Origin of the sequence: Actinomadura sp. WAC 06369 (assembly GCF_003947565.1) — a bacterium.
Lineage (GTDB): Bacteria > Actinomycetota > Actinomycetes > Streptosporangiales > Streptosporangiaceae > Spirillospora > Spirillospora rifamycini.
The window spans coordinates 1-17,942 of record NZ_QHJN01000162.1 but is presented as its reverse complement, the minus strand read 5'-3'; the positions used below and the strand labels follow the sequence as shown (position 1 = coordinate 17,942).

Here is a 17,942-nt window from a genome sequence, read left to right as displayed (position 1 = left end):
TGCCGGCGGGTTCGGCGGCGGCGCGCGTCGCGGAGCGGTTCGACCTGCGCGGCCCCGCGTACACGGTGGACGCGGCGTGCGCGTCGGCGCTGGTGGCGGTGGAGCACGCGGTGCGGGCGCTGCGGCGCGCGCTGGTCGCGGACGGGACGCGCGGGCCGGAGGAGATCGAGGAGACGATCCGGCGGATCCTCGCGGAGCGGGAGGTCCAGGAGAACCTGGACGCGCTGCGGGTGCGGGCCGCGTCGGTCCGCTACCACGCGGGGGACGTGCGTGATGCGAGGTTCGTCCGGAACGTCGTCGAGGAGGTGTACGCGCGGCACGGGCGCCTGGACGGTGTCGTGCACGGCGCGGGGATCGCCGAGGACCGGCTCGTCCGGGACAAGTCGCCCGAGTCGTTCGAGCGGGCGTACCGGACGAAGGTCGACGGGGCGGCGGCGCTCGCGGCGGCGGTCCGGCCGGACGTCGGGTTCCTCGTCGTGCTGGGGGCCGCCGCCGGGGGCCGGGTGCCCGCGGACCGCGCGGCCGCCGACGACGCCTGCGAGGCGCTGGCCCGAGGGTGGCGCGCGCGGCTGCGGGGGCGGGTGCTCGTCGCCGACCTGGCGCCGCCGCTGGACGGCGACCCCGCGGTGGCGGCGCTGTTCCGCGAGATCGCGCGCGGCGACGAGGCCCGGGTGGTGTTCGCGGGGCCGGTCCGGTGACGGAGGAGCCGATCGCGATCGTCGGCGCCGGGGCGGTGTTCCCCGGCGCCGGGTCGGCGGCGGAGCTGTGGCGCAACGTGCTCGCCGGGTTCGACGCGATCACCGACGTGCCGCCCGGCCGGTGGGACCCCGCGCTGTTCTACGACCCCGGCGCGTACGGCCGTCCGGACGACGACCGCTTCTACTGCCGCCGGGGCGGTTTCGTGGACGATGTCGCGACGTTCGACCCGGAGCGGTTCGGGATCGAGCCCGCGGCGGTGGCGGCGATGGAGCCCGACCGGCTGCTGGCGCTGCGCACGGCGGCGGAGGCGGTCGCGGACGCGGGCGGCGACGACCGGTTCCCGGACCGCGAGCGGGTCGGCGTCGTCCTCGGCCGGGGCGGGCACCTGACGCCCGGCGCGGCGCGCGCCCACCAGCGGGTCATGACGGCGCACCAGCTCACCGGGGTGCTGGCCGAGCTGGTGCCGGAGCTCGGCGCGGAGCGGCTGGCGGAGATCCGCCGGGCGTTCCGCGCGCGGCTCGGACCGGACGGCCCGGACGTGCCGGCGGGTTCGGCGGCGGCGCGCGTCGCGGAGCGGTTCGACCTGCGCGGCCCCGCGTACACGGTGGACGCGGCGTGCGCGTCGGCGCTGGTGGCGGTGGAGCACGCGGTGCGGGCGCTGCGGCGGGGCGAGGCGGACGCGATGCTGGCGGGCGCGGTGCACGTGGGGCATCACCCGACGGTGTGGAGCGCGTTCAGCCGGCTGCGCGCGCTGAGCCCGAGCGGGACGATCCGCCCGTTCGACCGCGCGGCGGACGGGACGCTGCTGGCCGAGGGCGCCGGGGCGGTGCTGCTGAAGCGGCTGGCGGACGCCGAGCGGGACGGCGACCGGGTGCACGCGGTGATCGTCGGGGCGGGGTCGGCGAGCGGCGGGCGCGCGGCGGGGATCCTGAGCCCGCTGGTGGACGGGCAGGTGCGGGCGGTGGAGCGGGCCTGGCGGGACGCGGGCCTCGACCCGGCGGCGCCCGGCGCGGTCGGGCTCGTGGAGGCGCACGGCACCGGGGCGCCCGCCGGGGACGAGGCGGAGCTCGCGACGCTGCGCCGGGTGTTCGGGACGGACGGGCCGCCGATCGGCCTCGGCACGGTCAAGTCGATGATCGGGCACGCGATGCCCGCCGCGGGGATCGCCGGGCTGATCAAGGCGGCGTTCGCGCTGCGCGACGGGGTCCTGCCGCCGACCCTGCACGTGGACGACCCGCATCCGGCGCTCGACGGCGGCCGGCTCCGCCCCGTGCGGGCGACGGCCGAGTGGGGCGGTGCGCCGCGGCGCGCCGCGGTGAACGCGTTCGGGTACGGCGGCGCGAACGCGCACGTCGTCCTGGAGGAGGCGCCGTCCGGACGGGCGCGGGTGCGGCGCGCGCGGCGGCGGATCGAGCCGCCGGGCGCCGAGGAGGCGGTGCTGCGGATCGCGGCCCGCACCGCCGGCGAGCTCGCGGCGGCGCTGGAGGCCCCCGACGACGAGCTGCTCGCGGGGGCGCACGGGGACGTCCCCGACCTGCCGTGCCGGGTGGCGGTCGTGGCGCCGACGCCGCGCCGCCTCGATCTGGCGCGGGCCGTCGTGCAGCGCGGGACGCCGTGGCGCGGCCGCAGCGACGTGTGGTTCGCGCCGCGGCCGCTGCTCGCCGACGGCGGCCGCGTCGCGTTCCTGTTCCCCGGGTTCGAGCCCGCCTTCGCCCCGCGCGTCGCGGACGTCGCGGCGCGCTTCGGCCTCCCCGAACCGGTCCTGACCGGCCGCGCCGACACGGCCGGGCGCGCGGCGGACGTCCTGGCCGTGGGGACGCTGCTGGCGGCCGCGCTCGCCGAGGCGGGCGTCGAGCCGGACGTGGCGGCGGGGCACGGCCCGGGGGAGTGGGCCGCGCTGGTCGCCGCGGGGATGTGGGACGCGGACGGCGCGGCGGCCCTCCCGGCCGCCCTCGGACCGGACGGCTCGGACCTCGTGTACGGCGCGCTCGGGTGCGGGGCCGCCCGCGCCGAGGAGGCCGCCGGGAGCCGCCCCGGCGTGTTCGTCAGCCACGACAACGGCCCGCACCGGTCGGTGGTCTGCGGCCCGGCGCGGGACGTGCGGGACGTGCTCGAACGGCTCGAGTCGGAGGGCGTCCTCGGCCGGGAGCTGCCCCTCGGGCTCGGCCTGCACACCCCGCACGCGGAGGCGCGGGAGAAGGCGCTGCGGCACGCGTTCGACGCGCTGGACGTCCGCGAACCGCGCGTGCCGGTGTGGTCGGCGACGACCGTCGCGCCGTTCCCCCGCACGCCCGGCGCGGTCCGCGAGCTGGCCGTCCGGCACCTGCTGGAGCCGGTCCGGTTCAGCGAGCTGATCGAGGAGCTGTACGGCGCCGCGCACGTGCGGGCGTTCGTGCAGGTCGGGCCCGGCGGGCTCACCGGCCTGGTCGGGGACCGGCTCGGCGACCGCGAGCACCTCGCGCTGGCCGCGACCGTCCCCGAGCGGGACGGGACGGCGCAGCTGCGGCGCGTCGTGGCCGCCCTGTGGGCCGAGGGATACGGCGCGTCCCCGGCGGCGCCGCCCCGGTCGGGGATGCGGCTGGAGCTGGGCACGCCGATCGTCCGGCTGGCCGGGGCCGTGCCGCCCGTCCGCCTCGCCCCGTCGATCCCGCCGCTGCCGGACGACGACCCGATCATCGCCGAGCTGGAGGCGCTCCTCAACGACGCGGCGGCCGGCGCGCAGTCGGTCGCGGACGCCCTGGGCGCCGCGCCGCCCGACCCCGCGGACGGCGGCGTGGCCCTCGACGAGCCCGCCGGACGCACCGGCGACGACCCGTCCGGCGCGGACGCCCGGAGCGAGGCGGGCGCCGAGACCTGCGATGATGGGGGATCGAGCGGGCTCCGCGACGCCGATCCGGGCCGGACGGGCGCGGGCTCCGAGGAGGGCAGAGCGTTCGCGGACCCCGAGCCGGACGGCGGCGCCGCGGACGGCGGCGCGGCGGAACCGGCCGACCTCGTCGTCTCCCGGGTCTTCTCCCTCGACGCGATGCCGTTCCTGCACGACCACTGCGTCGTCCCGCAGGCCCCCGGGTGGCCCGACATGTCGGACCGATTCCCCGTCGTCCCGCTCGGCACCCTGCTGGAGGTCATGGCGGACACCGCCCGCGAGCTGCTCCCCGGCCTCGCCGTCATCGGCCTCGAGGACGTCCGCGCCGTCCGCCGGCTCGTGGCCGCGCCGCCCACGACCGCCGAGATCCGCGCGTCCCGGCGGCCGGACGCCCCGCGCGGCGTCCGCCGCGTCCGGATCGTCGTCGCCGGGCACGCCGAGGGCACCGTCCTGCTCGCCGACCGCCACCCGGCGCCGCCGCGCCCGGACGGCACGGCGCTGACCGTGGAGAACCCGCCCATCGTGTCCGCCGCCCGGCTCTACGAGGAGCGGTGGATGTTCCACGGCCCGCGGTTCCGGGGCATCGCCGAGATCACCGCGCTGGCCGAGGACGGCGCCCGCGGCGTCCTGACGTCCCTGCCCGCGCCCGGCGCCCTCGTGGAGGCCGCCGGGCAGCTGTGCGCCCACTGGATGCAGGTCTACGGCGACGCCGACCAGACCGTCGTACCGACGGGCGTCGACACGGTCTCCCTCTACGGGCCGCGGCCGCCCGACGGGGAGGCGCTCGCGGCGACCGTGTGGAACACGTCCCTCACCGACACGACCGTGTGCTGCGACGCCGAACTCGTGCGGCCCGACGGGACGGTGTGGGCGCGCCTCGACGGCTGGACCGCCCGCCGCTTCTACACCGACGAGGCCCTCTGGCGCATGAGGTTCACGCCCGAGGTGTCCGGGACGGGCGAGCCGCAGCCCGGCGGCTGGTGCCTCGCGCGGCGCCGCTGGCGCGGCGCCGCGTCCCGCGACCTGCTCATGCGCCGGTACCTGCGCGCCGCCGAGCGCGCCGAGTACGAGCGGCTCCCGGAGGCCGAGCGGGGGGCGTGGCTGCTCGGCCGGATCGCCGCCAAGGACGCCGTCCGCGACCGCCTCTGGCGGGACGGGCACGGCCCGCTGTTCCCCGCCGAGCTGGCGGTCGGGCCCGGCGACGCCGTCACCGGCCCGTTCGACGAGCCGCTGACCGTCCGCATCGCGTCCGACGACGAGCTGGGCGTGGCGCTCGTCCGTCCCGGCGGCGCACCGGCGGGCATCGGGCTCGCCGTGCACGACGGGGACGGCCGGGTCCGCGCGGCGAAGCAGGCCGTGCTGCGGGCGCTGCCCGCCGCGGACCGGTCCGCCCTGGTCGTCGCCGCGTCCGATCCCCGCCGGCTGCTGCTCGCCGGGGACGGGACGCTCACCACGGTCGAGACCCGCGAGATCGACGGACACGTCGTCGCCTGGACGGTCGACGACGCCCCCGACACGGAGGAGTGCACCACATGACGAACGAGTTCGACGCCGAGGCGCCCGAGCGCGCGCCGGAGGACGGGCCCGACGCGGAGACCGGTGCGGAGGTGGACGAGGCCGAGGTGGACGAGGTCGTCCGCGTGCTGACCGACGACCTCGTCGTCGTGCTCGGCGCGGAGCCGCCGGACGCGCCGATCGGCCCCGGCAGCACCTTCTTCGAGGACATCGGCCTGGAGAGCATCGAGTTCGCCGCCCTCGCCGGCCGGATCCGCGCCCGGCACGGCGACCGGGTCGACCTCAGCGAGATCGTCGCCGACCTGGACGTCGACGAGTTCGCGGACCTCACCGTCGCCGACCTCGCCCGGCACATCGCCGTGGCGCGGCACGCCCCGGCCGGGGAGGACGCCGATGGCTGACCCGCCCCCGCCCGCCCCGAGCACCGCTCCGGGCACCGCTCGCCCGAACGCCCCGGCCCCGCCGCGCGCGGGGGCCCCCGACCACCTGGAGGTCACGATGCCCCGGCCGATCCGCACGCCCCGGACGGGAGGCGCCCGATGAGCGCCCGCCGCGCCCGCCGCATGCAGGTCCCGTCCCTACTCGGCGAGCAGGGGATCCGCGCCGAAACGCCCAAGCGCCGCTTCCTGTTCGCGGTGCCGCCCGTCGCCCGGCACGTCGCCCCGACCGCCGCGCTCGCCGCCGAACTCGCCGGGCGCGGCCACAAGGTCGCCTGGACGGGCGACCGCGCCGTCCTCGAACCGCTGCTGCGCCCCGGCTCCCGGATCTACTCCGCCGCCGACGACGCGTGCACCGCCCACCTGCGCGAGACCCGCGAGGGGCGGGCGCGGCTGCGCGGCCCCGCCGCGCTCCGCTCCCACTGGGAGGACGTCGTCGTCCCGCTCGGCCACGCGATGCTGCCCGGCGTCGACGCGGCGATCGACCGGTTCCGCCCGGACGCGCTGATCTGCGACCAGCAGGTCCTCGCCGGGCCCGTCGCGGCGCGGCTGCGCGGGCTGCCGTGGGCGACGGCGGCGACGTCGCCCGCCGAGTTCGCCCGCCCCCTCGCCGGGACGCCGCTCCTGGAGCGGTGGGTGCGCGACCAGATCGGCGACTTCCAGTTCGACCACGGCATCGAGGACGTGCTCGACCTGCGGTTCTCCGACCATCTGGTGCTGGTGTTCTCGACCGGCGCGCTCGTCGGGGACGTCTCGTTCTTCCCCGACCACTTCGCGTTCGTCGGCCCCGCGCCGGGCCGTCCCGCCGCCGGCGCGTTCCCGTGGGAGCGCCTGGACGGGCGTCCCGCCGTCCTGGTCGCGCCCGGAACGCCCACCGGCCCGGCGGAGGCGCGGTTCCTGCGCGCCGCCGCCGACGCCGTCCGGGACCTGGACGTCCAGGCGGTGCTCGTCGCGCCGCCCGGCACGATCGCCGACCCGCCGCCGAACGTCCTGGTCCGCGAGCACGTCCCGCAGGTCAAGCTGCTGGAGCGGATGTCGGCGGTCGTCTGCCGCGGCGCGTCCGACACCGTCGGCGAGTCGCTCGCGGCGGGGGTGCCGATGGTGCTCGCACCGGCGCGGGACGACGAACCGGTGGTCGCCGGGCAGGTCGAGCGGGCCGGCGCCGGGATCCCGGTCCGGTTCGCGCGGGTCACGCCCGGCGAGCTGCGCACCGCGCTCGGCGAGGTCCTCACCGACCCGGCGTACCGGGACGCCGCCGCGCGCGTCCGCGACTCGTTCGCCGCCGCCGGGGGCATGGCCGAGGCCGCCGACCGCCTGGAGAAGCTCGCCTGACCGGGGGCCGCCCCGGGCGGCCCGGCCGTCAGCCGGGGACGGGACCCCCGCCGGTCGCGGCGGGGCCCGCCCGGTTCTGCAGGGCCGCCTCGACCAGCCCGACCGCGCGCCGCAGCTCGACCAGCCGGGCGCCCTCGCGCCGGTACGCCTCCAGGACGGCCTCGATGCCGTGCGGCGGGACGACCGCGCCGAGGTCGACGCGGGCCGTCCGGTAGCCCTCGCGGGCCGCCTCGACGGACGCGTCGACGTGGTGCCGCGCCATCCGCGCCAGCACCGGCGGGTAGCGGCGCAGCACGCCGTACCGCCGGTACTCGGGCGGGACGAGGTCCAGCAGCCAGGCCAGCGCGGTGTCCTCGAAGCGCTCGGTGCCCGGCGGGTGCACCTGCACGGGCCAGCCCGGCGGAACGGAGCTGCTCACCCCGCCCAGGATACCCCCGCGTCGAAAGCGTGTTCGATCTACTCCGGGGCCGGCGGCCCGGCGGGACCCGGCTCGCCGGGCGGCGTGCGGCGGATGCGGATCTTGCCCGAGTCGAGGTCGTCGCGCCCGGAGCCCGCCTGCTTGTGGTCGTCCTCCCGGAGCAGGCGCTGCCGCTCCTGCTCCTCCTGCTTGACCTTCCGGGAGCCTTCGAACATGGCGCCGAGCTCGTCGAACATGGCGCCGCCGAACCCGGCGCCGGTCTCGCCGTCACCGCGGATGGCGCCCATCAGGGACGTCTTGCCGGTCCCCTCGTGGGGCCAGTCGACGACTTCGGGCTCGGCGGGTTCGGGCCGGTTGCCCAGCGGGCGGCCCTTGACGCGCTTACGGCGGCGAAAGGGTGACTTCACACACTCTCCAACGCGATGAATGGCCAGATAAATCCCGGCGACGACTCAGGGCGTGAACCTCCACCGGGTGGGAGAACCGGTGAAATCCCCCTGACGCAACCCGAACGCCCGCTGAGGCCGCACCGCGACGGTCGCGTTCACCTCCGGGTCCAGGAAGTCCACACGATAGCGGGTGGCGTACTTGCTGTTCACCAGGTCGATGAACCGCTGGAGCGTCCTCGGCTCGGTGACGACCTCGGCCCGCCCCTCGATCACGACCGGGTTCTCGGCCGCCTCGGTGGTCACCACCACGTCCGGATTGGCCCGCAGGTTCACCATCTTCCGGGACGGGACGGCGCTGCTGAACATCAGCGCCTCCCCGGACCACGCGCCCCAGACCGGCATCGCGTGCGGCCGCCCGTCCGGGCGGACCGTGCACAGCCAGAAGTTGCGCGCCGCCCGCATCCGCTCCACGGCCCAGGACCACGGGAGCAGGCCGCTCCCCTCGTGCGGACCCCGGATGCCGTAGCCCGGCATGTACGGACGTTCTGCCGTGGGTTCCGGTTCCGACTGGGCGTCGGAAGCCGACATGACGTTCTCCCTCCGGTGCGGGCACTGCCCACGTATCGTTTCAGACGCGACCCTCCCGTGGCGATGTCCGGTGACCGCGGCGGGGCGTCCCGGCGCGGTAGCCTGCGGAACGTGCGTCTTTCCCATGTCATCGCGGCCCTCGAGGAGCTCTACCCGCCGGCGTGGGCGGAGTCCTGGGACGCCGTCGGACTCGTCTGCGGCGACCCCGACCAGGACGTCGAGCGGGTGCTGTTCGCCGTCGACCCCGTCGCCGCCGTCACCGACGAAGCCCTCGGCTGGAACGCCGACCTGGTGGTCACGCACCATCCGCTGCTGCTGCGCGGCGTCCACTCGGTCGCGGCGACCACCCCCAAGGGCCGGATGATCCACCGGATGATCCGGAACGGGACCGCGCTGTACACCGCGCACACCAACGCCGACGTGGCCGACCCGGGCGTGTCGGACGCCCTCGCCCGCGCCGTCGGGCTCACCGGCGACCTGCGCCCGATGGTCCCCGCCGCCGACGACCCCCGCCGCGGGCTCGGCCGGATCGGGGACCTCGCCGAGCCGGTCGCGCTCCGCGCGTTCACCGCCCGCGTCGCCGCGGGGCTGCCGTCCACCGCCTGGGGCGTGCGCGCCGCCGGCGACCCCGACCGTCCCGTCCGGACGGTCGCGGTGTGCGGCGGCGCCGGCGACTCGCTGCTCGACACCGCGCGCGCCGCGGGCGTCGACGTCTACCTGACCGCCGACCTGCGGCACCACCCCGCGTCGGAGTTCGCCGAGCACGCCGGCCCCGCGCTGATCGACGCCGCGCACTGGGCCACCGAGTGGCCGTGGCTGGCCGACGCGGAACAGCGCCTCCGCGCCGCCGCCGGGGGCGCGTTGCAGACCCGGGTGTCCACGCTCGTCACCGACGCGTGGCGCCTCCACGACGAAGGAGCACAGTGAAAGCCGCACCGCAAGCCCAGCTTCGCCTCATCGACCTGCAGGAGCTCGACAGCTCGCTGGACCGGTTGGCGCACCGCCGCCGCACCCTGCCGGAGCTGGCCGAGATCGAGCGGGCCGAGAGCCGCCTCGCCGAGCTGCGCGACGCGATCGTGGCGGCCGAGACCGAGGCCGGCGACCTGCAGCGGGAGCAGAAGAAGGCCGAACAGGACGTCGACCAGGTCCGCACCCGCGCCGAGCGCGACCAGAAGCGCCTCGACTCCGGCCAGGTGACGTCCGCGAAGGACCTCAGCAGCCTCCAGACCGAGATCGCGTCCCTGCAGCGCCGCCAGTCCGACCTGGAAGAGGTCGTCCTGGAGATCATGGAGCGCGGCGAGGCCGCCGAGACCCGCGTCGGCGAGCTGCGCGCCGAGCAGGCCGCGGCCCAGCAGGAGTTCGCCGACCTCACCGCCCGCCGCGACGCGGCGCAGCGCGAGATCGACGGCGAGGCCGGCACGACCACCACCGCCCGCACGGCCGTCGCCAAGGACGTCCCCGACGACCTCCTCGCCCTCTACGAGAAGCTGCGCGCCCAGTTCGGCGGCGTCGGCGCCGCCAAGCTGTTCCGCGGCTCCTGCCAGGGCTGCCACCTCGCCCTGAACACCGTGGACCTCAACCGCATCCGCGCCGCCGCCGAGGACGAGGTCGTCCGCTGCGAGGAGTGCCGCCGCATCCTCGTCCGCACCCCCGAGTCGGGCCTGTGAGCCGGAAACTGGTCGTCGAGGCGGACGGCGGCTCCCGCGGCAACCCGGGACCCGCCGGGTACGGGGCCGTCGTCCGCGACGCCCTCACCGGCGAGGTCCTCGCCGAGACCGCCGAGGCCATCGGGAAGGCGACCAACAACGTCGCCGAGTACCGGGGCCTCATCGCCGGGCTGACCGCCGCCGCCTCGATCGACCCGGACGCCCGCGTGGACGTCCGGATGGACTCCAAGCTCGTCGTCGAGCAGATGTCCGGCCGCTGGAAGATCAAGCACCCGGACATGATCCCCCTCGCCACCCGGGCCCGCCGCCTCGCGGAGGACCTCGGCGCCGTCTCCTACGGCTGGATCCCGCGCAACCGCAACGCGCACGCCGACCGCCTCGCCAACGAGGCCATGGACGCCGCCGCCCGCGGCGAGCAGTGGACGCCCGCCGCGCCGCCGGAGCCCGAACCCCCGCCCGTCCCGCCGTCCACCACCCCCACCACCACGGTCCTCCTGCGGCACGGCGAGACGCCGTACTCCGTCGACAAGCGGTTCGCCGGCGTCGGCGACGTCCCGCTGACCGCCACCGGCCTCGCCCAGGCCCGCTCGGCCGCCCTCGCCCTCAAGGACCGCGGCCTCGACGCGATCGTCACCTCGCCCCTCGCGCGCTGCCGCGACACCGCCGCCGAGGTCGCCGCCGTCACCGGCCTGGACGTCCGCGTCGAGGACGGCTTCCGCGAGACCGACTTCGGCGCCTGGGAGGGCCTCACGTTCGCCGAGGCCCGCGACCGCCACCCCGCCGAACTGCGCGCCTGGCTCGCCGACCCCGAGGCCGCCCCGCCCGGCGGCGAGAGCTTCGCCGCCGTGTCCCGCCGCGTCCGCACGGCCCTCGACAAGCTCAAGGTCCGCGCCCGCCACCAGACCGTCCTCGTCGTCTCCCACGTCACGCCGATCAAGCTGCTCGTCCGCGAGGCCCTCGGCGCCCCGATGCCCGCGATCTACCGCATGCACCTCGACGTCGCGTCCCTGACGACCATCGACTGGTACGACGACGGCCCCGCCACCCTCCGCACCTTCAACGACGCCCACCACGCGAACCGCTGACCCTCCGGGCCCGCCGCCCGCCTGCCGTCCGGGCGCCGCGGACGGTCTATCCTTGGGTGCGGTGGACGAGCCGGCCGGACGGCCGCGTCGGGGAGCGATCCCCGTCGAGGAAAGTCCGGGCTCCACAGGGCAGGGTGGTCGGTAACGCCGACCCGGGGCGACCCGCGGGACAGTGCCACAGAAAGCAGACCGCCACCGGTCCGCCGGTGGTAAGGGTGAAACGGTGAGGTAAGAGCTCACCAGCGCCCACGGTGACGTGGGCGGCTAGGTAAACCCCACCCGGAGCAAGGTCAAGAAGGGGATCCGGCAGGATCCCCGCGCAGGCGTCCGAGGGCGGCCCGCCCGAGCCTGCGGGTAGACCGCTGGAGGCCGTCGGCAACGGCGGCCCGAGATGGATGGCCGTCACCCGCCGCCCCTCGCGGCGGGCACAAAACCCGGCTTACAGGCCGACTCGTCCACCCCCGGCCTTCTCACCTGCAGCGGAGCGGTCACGACCCCTCCGAGTTCCGCCGTGGTTCCGGGGAAGCGGAACCGAGAAGGCTCTCGATCGCGCCGCGGCCGATCTCGGCGTCGTCCGGGAAGAGATGGCCGTAGGTGTCCCACGTCTCGGCCATCGTGGCGTGCCCTAGCCGAGACTGGACGACCTTCGGGTTCAGGTTCGCCCGGATGAGCCCGGACGCGTAGAAGTGGCGGAGGTCGTGGAACCGGGTGCCCTTCGGGAGCCCGGCCTTCTCGACAGCCTCACGCCAGCAGTCGCCGAACGACCCTCGCCGGACGATCCGGCGGCACCGGTTCGTCACAAGCACACCCTCGGGGCCGGCCTGCCATCCGGGCCGCTGCATGTGTCGCGTGATCTCGGCGAGGATCAGGTCATCGGCCGGGACGGTCCGCTTCGACGCCTTCGTCTTCAGCGGCGCAAGCTTCCCGTTCTGAGCCTGCTCGTGGACGTGGACCAGGCGGCGGAGGAAGTCGACCCGCGCGACCGTCAGGCCCAGCGCCTCACCCTCGCGCATGCCGAGCCCGGCGCCGAGCCACACCGTGACGCGATACCGCTCGGTGATGGCGTCGGCCAGGGCAAGGACGTCCGCGGGCGACATCGGGTCGATGACCCTCGACTCGACGCGGGGGAGCGGCACTCGTGCGCACGGGTTCGCGCCGATCATCCCGTCGTCCACGGCGGACTGCATGAGCGACCGCAGGACGGCGAACACGGTGTGCACGGTCGACGGCGCGAGCTTGTCCGCCAGCAGGGCCACGAACGCCTTCGCGTCCGAGCGCTGCAAGTCCCCGAGTCGCTTCCCGCCGAACATCGGGAGCACGTGCGTACGGAGGTGGCTCGCGTAGGTGCCGGCCGAGTTGGGCCGTAGGTGCACCTGGGCAGGGAGCCACTTCTTCTCGGCGTAGTCGCGTAGGAGGGTGCGGCCGAGCTTGTGGTCGACATAGACGCCCCGGAGCCGGTCGGCCTCCTGCGCGGTCGCGTGCGCCGTGGCGTGCGCCTTGACCGCGAACGCCTTCGTCTTCTCCTTACCGTCCGGGCCGTCCCAGCACGCAAGCCACCGCTTCGCCTTCGGGTTCCCGCCGCGATCCGGGTGCTTGGGCGTCTGGACCTTGATGCGCCGCTTGCCCTCCGGGTCGTCCGGGTCGGGCACCTCGGAGTGCCACAGGTCACGAACCCTCATCGGGGATCTCCTCGCCGTCGGGGCCGATCACGCCACCAGACATGGTGCGTCGTCCGGGGCCCCGGTCCAGCACTTCGCGCCGGATCTCGCTCATGCGCCCCTGCCGGTCCATCTGCTCTTGCGTCATCTCGGGGGGCTCCCACTCCTCCGCGGGCACCTCGGAGAAGAAGAGTCGAGGGTCAGACCAGGGGAGCGGGTGCCGCCCGCGGACCCACTCGCGAGCGCGCGCCGGCCGGACGAATCGGTCGTGCGTCACGAGATACGGGTCGTTGCCGTCCGTGGGGACGAGCAGATGCACGGGGGCGACGTCGAGGGCGCAGGCGAGGGCGAGCAGTTCGTCAACGGTGATGTTGCGCCGCCTCCGCTTGGTGTCCTTGTCCCGTCGTCCGGTTTCCAGGTCGGTGACGACCGACGCCGTGATCTCGGGGGCGCCATGCTCGGTGCATCGTTCGGCGAGTTGCGCCGCGGTCCATCCTCGCCGCTGACGAACGGCGCGAACCCGGGCCCCCACGATGTCGCTGGGTGTCTTCACCTCAGATGGATTCGTCATATCAACGAGTCTAGGGGTGAAGTTGACGAGTATCCACGGCTGCAGTCACACTGTCCCCAACGTTTGGCAGATCAACGAAGAGATTCGTTGATTCGACGAACACGGGAGAGCAAGTGAACGAGAAGCACCTCACCCCCGAGGATCTCGCCGAGCGTGAGGGCGTGCCGCTGGAGACCGTCTATCAGTGGAACAGCCGCGGCACCGCCCCCCGGCGACTGAAGATCGGCCGCCACATCCGCTACCGCCTCGCCGACGTCATCGCGTGGGAGAACGCACGCTACGCCGACGGCGGAGGCGAGGCGGCATGACGACCAACGAGAGCGCCCCCGGGGACGAGGCCGGGGGCGCGAGGGACGAGCAGCGGGCAAGCGGCAACGTCGTGTCCATCGTACGGCGCCCCGGCGCCCGGCGGTTCAACGTCGCCGACCTCAACGACACTCGGCCGAACGCCCTGCGCGCATGGGCGTCCGCGTGCTGGCACCTCCGGGAGCACGGCGTCACGCCGCTCCCGCCCGCGCACGTCCGCCGTGCCCTCATCCGTAGGCGGTGGTGGTGAACGGACTCGACCGTCCCCTTATCGCCGACGTTGACGCCGAGCGGGCCGTCCTCGGCGCGTGCATAGCCTCGCCGAAAGTCGCGCTTGAGGTCGCCGAGATCCTCGCCGGGCCGGACGACTTCCTCCGCGAGCAGCACCGCACCATGTTCTGGGCGTTGGTCGAGCTCGCCACGATGGAGAAGCCGACCGACCTGATCAGCCTCCGCGACCATCTCCAGGCGTCCGGCCGTCTCGGCGACGCGGGCGGCATCCGGTACCTGGTCGAGGTGAACGAGTCGCTCGTCGCGGTCGGGCAGGCGACCCACCATGCCGGGATCGTCGCCAAACTCGCCGAGCGGCGCCGCGCCGTCCAGGCCGCGATGCGCCTCCTGCAGAAGCTCGAGAACCCGGAGCGGGAGACCGGTGACGCGCTGGAGGAGTTCGCCGCGGACGTCTCCCGCGCGCGGCACCCGGACGCGCGGCCCGGTGGACGGATCCGGCTGACCCCGGCGTCGCAGATCCAGCCGCGGCCGGTGGTGTGGGCGTGGGAGGACGACGGGCACGGCCGCATCCCCGCGGGCTCGCTCATCAGCGCCGCCGGGCGGGAAGGGACCGGCAAGTCGTCCTTCGGGATCTGGCTCGCCTCCGAGATCACGCGCGGCACCCTGCCCGGCACGCTGTACGGGCAGCCCCGGCAAGTCGTCTACGTCGCCGTCGAGGACTCGTGGTCGCACACGCTCGTCCCGCGACTCATCGCCGCCGGCGCCGACCTTGACCGGGTGTACCGGGCCGAAGCGGTGGTGGACGAGGGCGAGACGACCACGCTGAGTCTCCCGCACGACCTCGCCGAGCTGGAGAGCGTCATCACCAAGCACGGGGTCGGGCTCGTCGTCCTGGACCCGCTGATGTCCACCATCGGCGGGACGATCGACACCCACCGGGAACGGGACGTGCGCAAGGCACTGGACCCGCTCGCCCGGCTCGCCGACCGCACCAGCGCCGTCGTCCTGGGCATCGCCCACTTCAACAAGGGGACCGGGACGGACGCCTCGTCGCTCATCACCGGGTCCGGGGCGTTCAAGAACGTCCCGCGCGCCATCTTCGGGTTCGCCTGCGATCCCGACGACGGGACCCGCGTGATGACACAGACGAAGAACTCTCTCGGTATCGGGGACCTTCCGTCGCTGGCGTACCGGATCGTCTCGGCGAAGGTCGAGACGACCGAGGGCACCGCCGAGGTCGGACGGTTCGTCTTCGACGGCCAAAGCGACCGCAGCGTTGCGCAGATCCTCGGCGACCGCACCGACCCCGACGAGCGCAGTGAGCGGGACGAGGCGGCCGCATGGCTGGACGAGTACATCACCGCGCAGGGCGAGGCCCCCGCCAACGACGTCATGAAGGCGGGCACGGCGGCCGGGTTCTCCAAGGACACGCTCAAGCGCGCGAAGAACCGGGCCGGGGTCGAGTCGCGCAAGGCGGCCTTCGGCTCCGGGTGGGTGTGGGCGAAGGTTCACACCGAAGGGAGCACGAAGGGAGCGAAGGGAGCATGACTCCAGAACCCTGCGCTCTTCGCTCCCTTCGTGCTCCCTTCGCGGCGACGGAGGACCGCTCATGAGTTGGGTCCGTCTGCCGGACGGAACCGTCCGCTGGGGACGGCACGGCGCCGCCGGCCTACTGCTGACCGCGCGCGGTCATGTCCTGCTCGCCTGCCGGTCGTCCCGCGTCGACCACGGCGGGACATGGGCCTACCTCGGCGGCGCCCGCCTGTACGGGGCGGCACGCCCCCGACTCGTCCTCACGACCGAGAGGAGAACCGCATGACCAACGAGGTCGATGCCGCTATTGAGCGCATCCTCACCGAGGCCGACGAGCGCAAGCGCGCCGAGCTGCGTGCGCTCGCCGCCGCGATGGTCGCCGAGATCCTTGCCGGGCAGCCCCCGGACCGGTGCGGGCAGTGCGGCGAGCACATCGCGCTCACCACTCTCGGCGAGATGACCGCGAACGCCCCCAACTTCATGTGGATCCACCGCGACAGCGGCAGCCCGTTCTGCGCGGCCGCGCACACCCTCGCCCGCCCCGCGGCGGCATGACCAAGGAGAACAGGAACATGGACGAGCAGACCACCACGGCCGACGACGCCCCCACCGCCCCGGAGGAGACCCCCGCCGTCGAGGGCGAGCAGGAGGCCGAGGAGAGCGAGCAGGGCGGGAAGGGCAACCGCGAGGCCGCCAAGTACCGCAGGCAGCTCCGCGAGGTCGAGGGCGAACGCGACCAGCTCCGCGAGCGGGTCGAGGCGCTGCAGCGTCAGACGGTCGACCGGATCATCGAAACCGACTACCGCGGCAAGGCCGCCGGCCTGTGGGAGTCCGGCGTCACCGTCGCCGACCTCCTCGACGACAACGGCGACGTCGACCCCGGCAAGGTCGCCGACGCGTGGCGCGGCACCGTCGAGAAGTTCGGGCTCAACCCCCTCATGTTCGACGGCGCCTACGTCCCCCAGGAGGGCCGCACGCCCACCAACACCGCCAAGCCCGGCAGCACCTGGGCCGAGCTGTTCCGGGACCTGTGACGGTATGATCGTCGGTGAGCGGCCGTCCCCGGCCCGGTTGTCGGCCGGTCGCTCACGACGCCCCCGGAGGGCACTCGCGTAGAGCCCGCGGCTCCGCGATCACCAACCCGTGATCAACCCTTCGGAGTGCCCACATGGCCATGCTGCGATCCAACGCCAACCGCGCGTTTCTGCCCGAGCAGGTCGGCCGGCTCATCGTCCAGCCCGTCCAGGCCGAGAGCGTCGCGTTCCAGACCACGTCGCCCGTCACCATCTCCGGCGAGCAGTTCCGCGTCCCGATCGTCGCCGAGGACCCCACCGCCGCGTGGACCGCCGAGGGCGCCGAGATCACCCCGAGCGACGCCACCCTCGACGAGGAAGTCGTCAAGCCCGCCAAGGTCGCCGGACTCACCATCATCTCCCGCGAGCTGGCCGACGACTCCTCACCCGCCGCCGCACAGATCGTCGGGCAGGGACTCGCCCGCGACATCGCCAAGCAGGTCGACGCCGCGTTCTTCGGCAACCTCGCCGCCCCCGCCCCGCCCGGACTCGGCAGCCTCACCACCGCGCCCGAGGTCGACGCCGGCGCCGCATGGGCCGACGCCGACCCGTTCGCCCACGCGATCAGCCTCGCCGAGCAGGAGGGCGCCACCCTCACCGCGTTCGTCGCCAACCCCACCGACGCGCTCGCGCTGTCCACCCTCAAGGAGGGGACCGGCAGCAACAAGCCGCTCCTCGGCAGCGACCCGACCATGCCGACCCGCCGCACCGTCCAGGGCGTCCCGCTGTGGGTCTCGCCCAAGGTCACCGCCGGAACGATCTGGGGCTATGACCGCAACTTCGTGATGACCGTCCTGCGCGAGGGAACCACGCTCGCCGTCGACTCCAGCGCCTACTTCAGCTCCGACCGCATCGGCGTCCGCGCCACCATGCGCGTCGGGTTCGCGTTCCCGCACCCGGCGTCCGTGATCAAGATCAGCCTCACCGCCCCGTAAGGACGCACACGCTCCCGCCCGCCGGCCACTACCTCTCTCGGGGCCCGGCGGGCGGGCACCACCTCACAGCACGCGGGAGACGACCATGCCGGAGAAGCAGAGGCGCAACCACCGCGCCTACCGAGAGAAGACCAAGAGGCTGCGCAAGCGCGAAGACACGTGCTGGATCTGCGGCGCATGGATCGACCGCACGCTCGACTACCGCGACCCCATGAGCTGGACCGCCGACCACCTCACCCCACTGTCCAAGGGCGGGCGCCTGCTGGGAAAGATGCGCGCGGCGCACCGGTCGTGCAACTCGCGACGAGGGAACCGAACCGATCCGGTCAACCCACTGCCCACCTCCCGGGAGTGGTGACTCAGTGCACCCACACCCCCACCCAGGGTTACCCTCCCCTGTCCAGGGCGAGTCTCCTCAGCAAAGCGGCCCTCTCACACACAGGGTTCGTATCCACAGGCGGCGAGGGGAGCCTCTGCGGGAGCGACGACCCCCCCCACGGCCTCGTCGACCCCGTGGGGACGGACGGCGGGGGGGGAGTGGCCCGCTTTGCTAGGGGAGCAGCCGCGGGAGGGGGAGGGGGACCCCCGGGGGGGGGGGGGGGGCGACACGGTGACCGTCCCGGGCGGCGGGCAGTGGGG

The 17,942-nt window shown here is 75.0% G+C and carries 20 protein-coding genes and 1 other RNA gene; 16 read left to right on the top strand and 5 right to left on the bottom strand.

Translation table 11 applies throughout. The annotated features are described in order from the left end of the window. From DMH08_RS31900 to DMH08_RS31885, 4 genes are all read left to right on the top strand, one after another. Positions 1-698 (top strand): SDR family oxidoreductase (locus tag DMH08_RS31900; RefSeq protein ID WP_125619696.1); only part of this gene is annotated, 698 nt, incomplete at its 5' end. Then, positions 695-5,101: a beta-ketoacyl synthase N-terminal-like domain-containing protein gene (locus DMH08_RS31895; protein WP_125619695.1), complete on the top strand. Its 4,407-nt coding sequence runs from the start codon at positions 695-697 to the stop codon at positions 5,099-5,101. The genes DMH08_RS31900 and DMH08_RS31895, both read left to right, overlap by 4 nt. Beyond that, positions 5,098-5,481, top strand: coding sequence for a phosphopantetheine-binding protein (locus DMH08_RS31890; RefSeq protein ID WP_125619693.1), 384 nt, complete (start codon positions 5,098-5,100; stop codon positions 5,479-5,481). The genes DMH08_RS31895 and DMH08_RS31890 overlap by 4 nt, the downstream gene beginning before the upstream one ends. Before the next feature lie 138 nt (positions 5,482-5,619). Then, positions 5,620-6,849, top strand: a complete 1,230-nt coding sequence (locus DMH08_RS31885; RefSeq protein WP_084549740.1) for a glycosyltransferase — start codon at positions 5,620-5,622, stop codon at positions 6,847-6,849. A 28-nt stretch (positions 6,850-6,877) separates the two neighbouring features. On the opposite strand, the gene DMH08_RS31880 is transcribed toward DMH08_RS31885, so the two are convergent. The 3 genes from DMH08_RS31880 to DMH08_RS31870 are packed head-to-tail and all read right to left on the bottom strand — an operon-like array spanning position 6,878 to position 8,244. After that, positions 6,878-7,267: a hypothetical protein gene (locus tag DMH08_RS31880; protein WP_125619691.1), complete on the bottom strand. Its 390-nt coding sequence runs from the start codon at positions 7,265-7,267 to the stop codon at positions 6,878-6,880. 38 nt (positions 7,268-7,305) lie between these two features. Further along, positions 7,306-7,674, bottom strand: a complete 369-nt coding sequence (locus tag DMH08_RS31875) for a DUF6191 domain-containing protein (protein WP_026400683.1) — start codon at positions 7,672-7,674, stop codon at positions 7,306-7,308. 45 nt (positions 7,675-7,719) lie between these two features. Further along, complete coding sequence (locus tag DMH08_RS31870) at positions 7,720-8,244, bottom strand: pyridoxamine 5'-phosphate oxidase family protein (RefSeq protein ID WP_026400682.1); 525 nt, start codon at positions 8,242-8,244, stop codon at positions 7,720-7,722. A 111-nt stretch (positions 8,245-8,355) separates the two neighbouring features. On the opposite strand from DMH08_RS31870, the gene DMH08_RS31865 reads away from it, so the two are divergent. The 4 genes from DMH08_RS31865 (at position 8,356) to rnpB (ending at position 11,454) form a co-directional block, all read left to right on the top strand. Further along, a complete protein-coding gene (locus DMH08_RS31865; RefSeq protein ID WP_233617926.1) occupies positions 8,356-9,171 on the top strand; it encodes a Nif3-like dinuclear metal center hexameric protein in 816 nt (271 codons plus the stop codon). Beyond that, positions 9,168-9,911, top strand: a complete 744-nt coding sequence (locus DMH08_RS31860) for a zinc ribbon domain-containing protein (RefSeq protein ID WP_026400680.1) — start codon at positions 9,168-9,170, stop codon at positions 9,909-9,911. Before DMH08_RS31865 ends, DMH08_RS31860 begins: the two co-directional genes overlap by 4 nt. Then, complete coding sequence (locus DMH08_RS31855) at positions 9,908-10,996, top strand: bifunctional RNase H/acid phosphatase (protein ID WP_026400679.1); 1,089 nt, start codon at positions 9,908-9,910, stop codon at positions 10,994-10,996. The genes DMH08_RS31860 and DMH08_RS31855 overlap by 4 nt, the downstream gene beginning before the upstream one ends. Positions 10,997-11,062: 66 nt before the next feature. Continuing rightward, an RNA gene (rnpB, locus tag DMH08_RS31850) (RNase P RNA component class A) lies at positions 11,063-11,454 on the top strand. A 30-nt stretch (positions 11,455-11,484) separates the two neighbouring features. On the opposite strand, the gene DMH08_RS31845 is transcribed toward rnpB, so the two are convergent. After that, on the bottom strand, positions 11,485-12,675 hold the full coding sequence (locus tag DMH08_RS31845; RefSeq protein ID WP_125619687.1) for a tyrosine-type recombinase/integrase: 1,191 nt from the start codon (positions 12,673-12,675) through the stop codon (positions 11,485-11,487). Next, a complete protein-coding gene (locus DMH08_RS31840; RefSeq protein WP_158642423.1) occupies positions 12,662-13,207 on the bottom strand; it encodes a helix-turn-helix domain-containing protein in 546 nt (181 codons plus the stop codon). Before DMH08_RS31840 ends, DMH08_RS31845 begins: the two co-directional genes overlap by 14 nt. Positions 13,208-13,338: 131 nt before the next feature. On the opposite strand from DMH08_RS31840, the gene DMH08_RS31835 reads away from it, so the two are divergent. The 8 genes from DMH08_RS31835 to DMH08_RS41210 all read left to right on the top strand — a co-directional run bounded on the left by DMH08_RS31835 (position 13,339) and on the right by DMH08_RS41210 (position 17,661). Next, a complete protein-coding gene (locus DMH08_RS31835) occupies positions 13,339-13,533 on the top strand; it encodes a helix-turn-helix transcriptional regulator (protein ID WP_125619683.1) in 195 nt (64 codons plus the stop codon). After that, entirely contained in the window at positions 13,530-13,781 is a 252-nt protein-coding gene (locus DMH08_RS31830) for a hypothetical protein (protein WP_125619681.1), read from the top strand. Before DMH08_RS31835 ends, DMH08_RS31830 begins: the two co-directional genes overlap by 4 nt. After that, positions 13,778-15,310, top strand: coding sequence for an AAA family ATPase (locus tag DMH08_RS31825; protein WP_158642422.1), 1,533 nt, complete (start codon positions 13,778-13,780; stop codon positions 15,308-15,310). The genes DMH08_RS31830 and DMH08_RS31825 overlap by 4 nt, the downstream gene beginning before the upstream one ends. Positions 15,311-15,371: 61 nt before the next feature. Further along, a complete protein-coding gene (locus DMH08_RS31820) occupies positions 15,372-15,581 on the top strand; it encodes a hypothetical protein (RefSeq protein WP_125619677.1) in 210 nt (69 codons plus the stop codon). Then, positions 15,578-15,850 (top strand): hypothetical protein, encoded by a 273-nt coding sequence (locus tag DMH08_RS31815; RefSeq protein WP_125619675.1) that lies wholly within the window; start codon positions 15,578-15,580, stop codon positions 15,848-15,850. Before DMH08_RS31820 ends, DMH08_RS31815 begins: the two co-directional genes overlap by 4 nt. A gap of 17 nt (positions 15,851-15,867) precedes the next feature. After that, positions 15,868-16,329 carry a hypothetical protein gene (locus DMH08_RS31810; protein ID WP_125619673.1) on the top strand — a complete coding sequence of 154 codons (462 nt, stop codon included), beginning with the start codon at positions 15,868-15,870 and terminating at the stop codon, positions 16,327-16,329. A gap of 134 nt (positions 16,330-16,463) precedes the next feature. After that, a complete protein-coding gene (locus DMH08_RS31805) occupies positions 16,464-17,303 on the top strand; it encodes a phage major capsid protein (RefSeq protein ID WP_125619671.1) in 840 nt (279 codons plus the stop codon). Positions 17,304-17,388: 85 nt separating this feature from the next. After that, a complete protein-coding gene (locus DMH08_RS41210; protein WP_199748102.1) occupies positions 17,389-17,661 on the top strand; it encodes an HNH endonuclease in 273 nt (90 codons plus the stop codon). Positions 17,662-17,942: the final 281 nt, after the last annotated feature.